7 protein-coding genes are annotated in these 9194 nt (G+C 46.1%); all 7 read left to right on the top strand.

What is annotated here, in order from left to right; all coding sequences use genetic code 11:
- Positions 1 to 262 precede the first annotated feature (262 nt).
- The 7 genes from ACJMM4_RS01845 to miaA all read left to right on the top strand — a co-directional run bounded on the left by ACJMM4_RS01845 (position 263) and on the right by miaA (position 9150).
- Positions 263 to 412, top strand: a complete 150-nt coding sequence (locus tag ACJMM4_RS01845) for a hypothetical protein (protein ID WP_405379547.1) — start codon at positions 263 to 265, stop codon at positions 410 to 412.
- Complete coding sequence (locus ACJMM4_RS01840) at positions 399 to 545, top strand: hypothetical protein (RefSeq protein WP_405379546.1); 147 nt, start codon at positions 399 to 401, stop codon at positions 543 to 545. The genes ACJMM4_RS01845 and ACJMM4_RS01840 overlap by 14 nt, the downstream gene beginning before the upstream one ends.
- Before the next feature lie 983 nt (positions 546 to 1528).
- Positions 1529 to 2857 carry a tRNA (N6-isopentenyl adenosine(37)-C2)-methylthiotransferase MiaB gene (miaB, locus tag ACJMM4_RS01835; protein WP_405379545.1) on the top strand — a complete coding sequence of 443 codons (1329 nt, stop codon included), beginning with the start codon at positions 1529 to 1531 and terminating at the stop codon, positions 2855 to 2857.
- Complete coding sequence (mutS, locus tag ACJMM4_RS01830) at positions 2857 to 5436, top strand: DNA mismatch repair protein MutS (RefSeq protein WP_405379544.1); 2580 nt, start codon at positions 2857 to 2859, stop codon at positions 5434 to 5436. Before miaB ends, mutS begins: the two co-directional genes overlap by 1 nt.
- Positions 5436 to 7430, top strand: a complete 1995-nt coding sequence (gene mutL, locus ACJMM4_RS01825) for a DNA mismatch repair endonuclease MutL (RefSeq protein ID WP_405382824.1) — start codon at positions 5436 to 5438, stop codon at positions 7428 to 7430. Before mutS ends, mutL begins: the two co-directional genes overlap by 1 nt.
- On the top strand, positions 7430 to 8224 hold the full coding sequence (locus tag ACJMM4_RS01820; RefSeq protein ID WP_405382822.1) for a class I SAM-dependent methyltransferase: 795 nt from the start codon (positions 7430 to 7432) through the stop codon (positions 8222 to 8224). Before mutL ends, ACJMM4_RS01820 begins: the two co-directional genes overlap by 1 nt.
- Complete coding sequence (gene miaA / locus ACJMM4_RS01815) at positions 8221 to 9150, top strand: tRNA (adenosine(37)-N6)-dimethylallyltransferase MiaA (RefSeq protein ID WP_405382820.1); 930 nt, start codon at positions 8221 to 8223, stop codon at positions 9148 to 9150. The genes ACJMM4_RS01820 and miaA overlap by 4 nt, the downstream gene beginning before the upstream one ends.
- The last annotated feature ends 44 nt before the right edge of the window (positions 9151 to 9194 follow it).

Genomic DNA, 9194 nt, shown 5'->3' with positions numbered 1-9194 from the left:
ATTACGTCAGTGAATTTGTTGAGAAATTACCGTTGTATATTCAACGGGCTATTTTGGTGCGCTAAAATTAGCTGAAATATTGAGTTTTCAAGGAGCAAAATGTGTTTTTGCAGTATTTTTCATGTGGGAAGTTTTAGTAATATATAAGAAAACCGACTATATGTATCTATCTGTACCAATTTTGGGAATTTGCTGTGATACAATGGTTCTGTAAGAAATTTTATGAGAATCTCAAAGTTTATAAAGGAGGAGCATAGACAAAATGAGTAAAAGAACCTTTATTTTGATTGGTATAGCACTCGTGCTTCAAGGGCTATCCCATGATTGGAGCAATTGGCGCAGTGTGTTATACGGTGTGGCAATTGGTGTTTATATAGCAGGATGGGAGGAAATTTTTTATGAAGATAATTGATTTATTTATGTTGATGCTTACATTTAATGCGTATAGGGATCTCGATACATATAGCTATATTATTTTTGCGTGTGCTGCAGTTTATGTTGTTGCTAGAGGCTTGGAGGTGTATCGTGGAAGAAAAGAAAAATAATTGTTGAAAGAAAATGCGGATCCTGCTTTAAAAGTGCGCTCTGTATCTGTGATATAATAAGGAATTGGGAAGGAAGTGATGATATGCAATTATTATTGGTGTTGATTGTTATGGTTATCTCTTTCTTCATACTAGGTCCGATACTAGGTTTTTTGAATTGTTGCTTCATGTTATATGTGCTTTGGGTGACGAATAAGAAATAACAATTTTTGATATGTCTTTTAGAAGGTTGAACAATGATGTTTGGCCTTCTTTTTTTTTAGTTTGCGTGGGGACTGACCAGCGATGAGGGGACTTTGGAAATTTCTAGTATATTGTTGTATAGTCCTTACAAATCCTAGAAAAACAAAAAGCATCCCCGTCAAGACCGTCGCCAAGTTTTTAAACTCTAAGCCGCACGGTAGGGATGCTTTTCGTTGGAAACAAAAGCTAAACCCATAGTACCAAAATCAGACGATTACAAATCGCCATTCAGTACTACAGGCTTAGCCTTTGACAAGGATTAACCAAAACAGAACTGGAGCACCCGATTACAACTCGGGGCCAACTCCGTAAGGTCCGACCTTAGTTCATATATAGACAGAACCAACAGGTACGTTACCACAACCCATTTCTAGTGACCTGCGGCCTCTGTTGATTCTGCCTATAAGTATCATAACATAAATTCTAAGCAATATCAATAAGGAAACAAAAAGCATTTCCCTTCATGACCGCTGCTCAGAGCTTATTTGCCGAGCCACACGGAGGAAATGCTTTTTGGATTGCTATCTTAGCACTTTTATTGGATTGTTGCAACTATAGTGATAGAGTAGGTAGCGTTTACGTAGAGCTTAGAGAAAACAGTAAAATAATCAATTTTAACCCAACTAATTCTCCTCTTATAAAAATTTTCATGTTGCGGTAAAACAGATAAGTTTAGTATAATATTATGATAGGATAAACGATTACCTAAATTTTACGATAGATATACGGAGGTTGTATATATGACAGATAAACAAAAAACCTACTGTTTGATCAACTACGGCTGCCAAATGAACGAGTCCGACACTGAGCATTATGCAGGCCAACTGGAAGAACTGGGCTACAAGCCTATTGCTGACTACCACGGTGCGGACGTAATCATCATCAACACTTGCTGCGTACGCGAAAGTGCGGAAAAGAAAATTGCCGGTAAGATTGGCGAGCTGAAGGCAGAAAAACGTGCTAATCCGGACGTAGTGATTTGCGTAGCAGGCTGCATGGCGCAAAAGGATGGGGAAAAGTTGGTGAAAAAGCATCCCCAAGTAGATTTGCTCTTAGGCACTGCTTATGTTAACGACTTTAAGCGTTTGTTCTTAGAATATTTAGAGGACCGCAAGGGTAAAATTTATACTGATCTGACCATCCACCAAAGCGAGTTCGAAGGCCACATGGTACGCCAAAGTCCTTTCCACGCTTGGATTCCCATTATGTACGGTTGCAATAATTTCTGCACCTACTGCATCGTTCCCTACGTACGTGGCAGGGAGCGCAGCCGTAGCGTAGAAAATATTGTGGCAGAAATCAAGGCGGCAGTAGCAGATGGCTACAAAGAATTTACTTTGCTGGGGCAAAATGTTAACTCCTATGGCAAAGATTTTGGCGAAAAAGACGCTTTTGCCAAACTGCTGCGCACGGTGGACGCTATTCCCGGTGTAGAACGTATTCACTACATGACCAGCCATCCTCGTGATATGAGCGAAGAAGTAATTAAAGCAGTAGCAGAAGGCGAGCACATTTGCGAAGGCTTCCACGTGCCTTTCCAAGCAGGCTCCAGCGAAATTTTGCGCCGCATGAACCGCGGTTATACCAAAGAAAAATATTTAGCATTAATCGATATGATTCGCAAATACGTGCCTGATGCTGCTATTACCACGGATATCATCGTGGGTTTCCCCGGCGAAACGGAAGAAGATTTTGCAGAAACTTTAGACGTAGTGCGCCGCGTAGGCTTTACCAGCGCGTTTACCTTTATTTACTCCAAACGCAGCGGCACACCTGCTGCCAAAATGGAAAACCAAGTGCCTTTGGCAGTGAAAAAAGAACGCCTTAACCGTTTGATGGCGTTGCAAAACGAAAGCAGCCTGCACTGCCACGAGAAACTGGTGGGCAAAACTGTGGAAGTTTTGGCAGATGGTCCCAGCAAGCAGGCTAACGTGTGGGGCGGCCGTACCCGCACCGGCGTTTTGGTGCTGTGGCCTGTAGAAGATAAAAAATATGAGGTAGGGCAAAAAGTCAACGTTCTTGTTGATACAGCACAAACCTGGTTAGTGAAAGGCAAGGCGGTGGATTAATGGCTACTGCAAGCTACACGCCCATGGTACAGCAGTACCTGGCAGTGAAGGAGCAGCACAAGGATGAGTTGTTGTTCTTCCGCTTGGGCGACTTTTACGAAATGTTTTTTGAGGACGCTATTACTGCGTCCCGGGAATTGAATATTACCTTGACCAAAAGAGCAGGTGGTAGCGAAAATATGCCCATGTGCGGCGTGCCCTACCATTCTGTGGATGGATATATTGCCAAATTAGTCAAGAAGGGCTACCGCATTGCCATTTGCGAACAGGTGGAAGACCCCAAACTTGCTAAAGGCATCGTCCAAAGAAAAGTCATCAAGATTATTACTCCCGGTACTGCTCTCAATGAGCAATTATTGGAAGACAAGCATAATCGCTATCTCGTCTTGCTGCGGGAGGAAGGCCATGCCCTCTACTTAGCTGCTGCCGATGTTTCTACGGGCGAATGTCAATGGTTCAAAGCAGCGGGCAGCGATAGTCTGACGGAAATTACGGAGCAGTTATATCGCATGCAGCCTGCGGAAGTGGTGCTGACCGATGCTATGGAAACGGAAGACCAGCTGAAGGAGTGGCTTGCTGCCCGTTTGCCTGAGTGCGCGGTAAGCCATTACAGCGAACCTGCTACGGAGAACTATTTTGCGCGCCATTTCCCCAAGGAGCAGGTGCAGGAAGCTGTGCAGGAAACGGTGGAGCTTTTGCTTCGCTATCTCCATGGCACAGTGATGGCAGATCTTGGTCATATTAATAGGTTGACGGAAATTGTCCGCGATAGCTTCATGAACCTTGATGTTACGGCTATCCGCAATTTGGAACTTGTCCGCAATATGACGGATGGTGGCAAGCGTGGTACTTTGCTGGGCGTATTGGATTTTACCAAGACTAGCATGGGTGCCCGTCGTTTGCGTAGTTGGATTGAAAGTCCTTTGTTGGATTTGGGACGTATTTATGAACGCCAAGAGGCGGTGGCGGAACTGCTGCAGCAGACGGAACTGCGGGAGGCAGTGGGCGAACAGCTGAAGGCCGTGGCGGATTTGGAGCGCATTGTCAGCCGTATTGACGTGGGCAGTGCCAATGCCAGGGATTTAGTTGCTTTGCGTAATTCTCTTTCCGTACTTCCGGGCTTAAAGGATATTTTGGCACATTGCCAAGGTCGCCTACTGCACAAGCTGGAAGAAGGTATCCACCTCCACGAAGAGCTTGCTATGCGCTTGCAGCAGGCAATTGTGGACGAACCTCCTTTCTCCGTCCGTGAAGGCGGTATGATCCGCCAAGGCTATAATGCAGAGCTTGATGAGCTGCATTTGATTGCTGCGGATAACAAAAGCTGGATGCAGAACTTTGAAGCCAAAATCAAAGAATCCACTGGTATTAAGACCATGAAAGTGGGTTATAACAAAGTTTTCGGCTACTATATCGAAGTATCTAAAGGTCAGTCTAACAGCGTTCCTGACTACTTCGTCCGCAAGCAGACATTGGTTAATGCGGAGCGCTATATTGTACCTGAATTAAAGGAATACGAAAATAAGATTTTAGGCGCTAAAGAGAAAATCGAAAGCTTGGAATACTATCTTTTTGATGAACTGCGCAATTTGGTTCGCGATAAGATTACGGAAATCCAAGATACTGCTAGAGCTATTGCCGCTATTGACGTACTCTGCGGTTTGGCTATGGCAGCCTTCAAATATAATTATGTGCGTCCTGAGTTAAATAATAATGGTGAAATCCGCATTACTGACGGTCGTCATCCCGTAGTGGAGCGTTTGTTGGAAAAGGAAATCTTCGTGCCCAACAACGTGAATTTGAATAATGATGACGAGCGCATGATTGTGATTACAGGACCCAATATGGCAGGCAAATCAACATATATGCGCCAAGTGGCGCTGCTTGTGCTCATGTGCCAAATGGGCAGTTTTATTCCCGCCCGTCAAGCCAGCATCTGTCCTGTGGATAAAATCTTTACCCGCGTAGGTGCCAGTGATGATTTGGCTACAGGTCAAAGCACCTTTATGGTGGAGATGAACGAAGTAGCGCAAATTTTGCGTTATGCTACGAAAAACAGTCTGATTATTTTAGATGAAGTTGGTCGTGGCACCTCCACTTTTGACGGCATGAGCATTGCCCGTGCGGTTATGGAATATATTCATGATAAGATTAAAGCCAAGACTCTTTTCGCTACTCACTACCACCAGCTGATTGCTTTGGAAAAAGAGCTCAGTGGTGTGAAAAACTATTCTGTGGCAGTTAAAGAGCGTGGCAAGGACATTGTCTTCCTGCGCCGCATCGTACCAGGGGGTACGGACCGCAGTTATGGCGTCCATGTGGCGCGTTTGGCAGGCTTGCCCAAAAAGGTTTTGGACAGGGCGGAAGAATGCTTGCAGGAGTACGATAGCGAAAACGGACAGCCTACTTCCTTGAGCGTGCAGGAGCCTGCAGCTCAGGGTGATATGATGGGCTCCCTGTTTACCAGTGCTATTACGGAGCAATTATTGAGCCTTGATGTTATGAGTATGACTCCTATTGAGGCTATGAATACTTTATATAAACTACAGGATGAGGCACGAAAGGAGCGTGGACGCTGATGGCTGATCTGCACAAGGTACAGCTTTTAGATACTAATACTGCCAACCAGATTGCGGCAGGCGAAGTTGTAGAGCGTCCTGCTTCCGTAGTGAAGGAATTGGTAGAAAATGCTTTAGATGCAGGCGCTACCCAAATCGAGGTTACTGCCTTCGCTGGGGGCATAGAGTATATCCGTGTGGCTGATAACGGCTGTGGTATGAGCGAGGACAATGCACGTTTGGCAGTGTTGCGCCATGCTACCAGCAAGATTGTGAAGGCAGAAGATTTGCTGAGCCTGCATACTTTGGGCTTCCGCGGAGAAGCTTTGCCCAGTATTGCTTCTGTTTCTAATTTTAACTTGCTCACCCGTCCTGCGGATGCAGATTTTGCTACCTCCGTACGTATTGATGGTGGCGAAAATATGGAAGTGACCAGCACCGGTGGTAATACAGGCACTACGGTTATTGTAGAGAACTTGTTTTTTAACGTGCCTGCTCGTCGTAAATTTTTAAAGACTGCCATGACGGAAGGACGCTATATTAGCGAATTGCTGACAAAATTAGCGTTGTCCCGTCCTGACGTGCGTTTTAAGTTAGTTAATAACGATAAGGAAGTCCTCCATACTCCCGGTGATGGTGATTTAGCCAACACTATCCGTGCTCTGTACGGCAAAAATGTGGCGCAGGAGCTTTTAGTAGTGGACTTTACCAGTCCGGAAATCACTATTAAAGGCTATATTGGCAAGCCCACTTTGTTAAAGGGCACCCGTCAATGGCAGACCATGTTTGTCAATGGCCGCAGCATTGGTAATAAAATGTTGGCGAAAGCTATTGACCATGCTTACCAATCCCAAATTCCTAAAAGTGGTTTTCCCTTTGCCGTACTGAATATTACTGTGGATACTGCCTCTGTAGATGTTAACGTCCATCCGCAAAAGAGCGAGATTAAATTTAGTGATGACAGCCTTGTTTATAAGGCTATGTATAAAGCGTTGACTGATGCATTGACCAAGCCTATGAGTGCGAAAAAAGCGGAACTGACGTTGCTTGAGGATACGCCTGTAGCAACGGGAAAAGCAGCTCCCCTTGTGGATGTACCGCAACAGGCTGCACCTTCCAATCCGCCTGCTTCCGGGGAATGGTGGAAGCAGGGCGCTGATTTCAAGAAAAATCCTGCGCCTGCAGCTCAGGTAGCGAAACCTGCAGGCAGTATTCCCCGCGGCTTTATGGAGCCTGTGTTTAAGAATCCTGCTCCGGAGCCTATTTTTAAAACACCGGAATATGATATTGGCAAACAAGCTACTTTGCTGAGCATTAATGAAGCAAGGGAACAGTTTGCTCAAGCGGAGCCTTTTAACACTAGCGAAGGCAAGGTAGTAAGCGCTTCTGCTGAGGAACCTGCTAGAGAAACCATTACTTTTACCGATACGGATAGCGGTGTAGCGGATATTTGGCCTATTGGTCAAGTTGATAAGACTTTTATCATTGCTCAATCCGAAGATACACTGTATCTTATCGACCAACATGCTGCCCATGAGCGCATTCTTTACGATAAACTGGTGGCAAGCCATGAGCAAATTCCTGCCCAACAATTATTGATGCCTCTTTTTATCGACATGCAGGCAGATGACATTGCCCGCATTGAAGAACATCGGGAAGATTTCCTGCGTTTGGGCGTGGATGTGGAAGCAGGCGGCGAAAGCATGCTGCGTGTTGGCAGTTTGCCCACGGATATTAAGGCAGAAGATGCGGAAGATTTTATTCGCGAAATTGCCAAAATGTTGGGCGAAATGCGGGAGATTACAGGGAGCGACCTGCGTCAGGAGGTACTGCACATGACGGCCTGCAAGGCAGCCATTAAAGCAGGACAACTATTGAATATGCGCCAAATGCGCCAGCTGATCATTGATTTGCTGAATACGGAGCATCCTTTTACTTGTCCTCATGGCAGACCCTGCATGATTGCTATTGATAGCAAGGAATTGTATAAAATGTTTAAAAGGACGGGCTTTTAATGTTACAGGGAAAAATCGGCATTACTGTAGCCCGCAATCTGCGGGGCAGTGGTGCTTTGGAGCAGGCTAAGGCGTGGACCCAAAGTTTGGGCGCCGTTTACGTGGAGCGTCCCCATAATAAAACATTGCCTGAGGTTATGGCGGAGCAAGGCTTGGCAGCGTTAGTGGTGTTGGAGAAGGATGGCCCCCGTATTCACAGTGCTGCAGGCACTTTTGCCTACCATGCAGGTATGGCGGTGTTGCGCATCGAACAATTGGTGCAGGGAGGCAAGGATCACTTTCTCAACGCTTTAGGTGTTGGTGAAGGGGGACGCGTGCTTGACTGCACTTTGGGCTTAGCCAGCGACGCAGCGGTGGCTTCTTGGGCAGTGGGCGCCGGTGGTACTGTTGTGGGCGTGGAGGCATCGTCTTTGCTCCACTTTGCTGTGGACTACGGCCTCAAACATTATGTAACTAAATGGCCTGTTTTAGATGAAGCGCTGCGCAGGATAAAAGCTGTCCAAATGACGGCAGAAGCATATTTATGCCAATGTACTCCCGATAGCTTTGACGTGGTGTACTTCGACCCCATGTTCCGCCATCCAGTGCAGGGCTCCAAGGCTATGGAAGCATTGCGTCCTTTATCTTTGGAAGAACCTTTATCACCACAGGCAGTAGAGCTAGCTTTAAAAGCAGCACCTAAAGTCGTGATTAAAGAGCGTAGCGAATATATCCTGCGGGAGTACGGCTGCACAGAATTTGTAGGCGGCAAGTACAGCAGGGTGAAATTTGGAATTATCAGGAGACAGCAATGAAAGAAAAAGTTGTGGTAATTTTAGGAGCCACGGCTACAGGTAAAAGCCATTGCGCCATAGAAATTGCCAAGAAATATCATGGCGAAATTATTTCCGGTGACTCCATGCTGGTGTACCGGGATATGAATATTGGTACAGCCAAGCCAACGGCTGAAGAGCTGGCATCAGTGCCCCATCATTTGGTGGATATCTTGCCTGCGGATGCGAAGTTCAGCGTTGTTGACTTCAAGGAGCAGGCTGAGCGGTTGATTGCGGAAATTACCGCTAGAGGGCATCTGCCTATTATTGCCGGTGGTACCGGCTTGTATATTAAAGCTTTGTTGGAAAATTATAGCTTTAATAGTGCGGAAGAAGATTCCGACCTGCGCCGTCAATTGGAGCAGGAGGCAGCGGAGCAGGGAGCAGAAGCTTTCTATGCCCGCTTGCAGGCGTTGGACCCCCAAGCTGCGGCAGGAATTCATCCCAATAATGTGCGTAGGGTGGTACGGGCAATGGAGTCCGCATTGCAGGGGGATACGGTTGCCCAAAGTGCAGCTGTTGAAATGCCGTATGATGCTTTGGTCATTGGTTTGGATATGGAGCGTAGCGCTTTGTATGACAGGATCAATCGCAGGGTGGATTTGATGCTGGAGGCAGGCTTAGTAGAGGAAGTACGCAGTCTCTTGGACGCAGGTGTCAGTCCTGACTGTCAAAGCATGCAAAGCATTGGCTATCGCCAAATGGTGTGGTACCTGCGGGATGGTATGCCCTACGAAGAAGCAGTAGACAAGTTGAAGCAGGCAACTCGCAATTTCGCCAAGCGCCAAGTTACTTGGTACAAAAAAATGCCTTATATTAACTGGTTGCAGCTAGACCCTGAGCCTGATTATGTAACCGTTGTGGGAAGAATTTGTGAAATGCTTGTAGAAAGAGGATTTTTGGAGTAAAATGTTGAATATAGATATATATCAACTTAGAATCGATTGGAGGG

Origin of the sequence: Phascolarctobacterium sp., assembly GCF_045124115.1 — a bacterium.
GTDB lineage: Bacteria > Bacillota > Negativicutes > Acidaminococcales > Acidaminococcaceae > Phascolarctobacterium_A.
This window is presented reverse-complemented; position numbering and strand designations above follow the sequence as displayed.

Bases quoted from the DNA above. Each gene is read 5' to 3' on its own strand.
- ACJMM4_RS01845 (WP_405379547.1), top strand. From the start codon at position 263: ATGAGTAAAAGAACCTTTATTTTGATTGGTATAGCACTCGTGCTTCAA.
- mutL (WP_405382824.1), top strand. From the start codon at position 5,436: ATGGCTGATCTGCACAAGGTACAGCTTTTAGATACTAATACTGCCAAC.
- ACJMM4_RS01840 (WP_405379546.1), top strand. From the start codon at position 399: ATGAAGATAATTGATTTATTTATGTTGATGCTTACATTTAATGCGTAT.
- miaB (WP_405379545.1), top strand. From the start codon at position 1,529: ATGACAGATAAACAAAAAACCTACTGTTTGATCAACTACGGCTGCCAA.
- ACJMM4_RS01820 (WP_405382822.1), top strand. From the start codon at position 7,430: ATGTTACAGGGAAAAATCGGCATTACTGTAGCCCGCAATCTGCGGGGC.
- mutS (WP_405379544.1), top strand. From the start codon at position 2,857: ATGGCTACTGCAAGCTACACGCCCATGGTACAGCAGTACCTGGCAGTG.
- miaA (WP_405382820.1), top strand. From the start codon at position 8,221: ATGAAAGAAAAAGTTGTGGTAATTTTAGGAGCCACGGCTACAGGTAAA.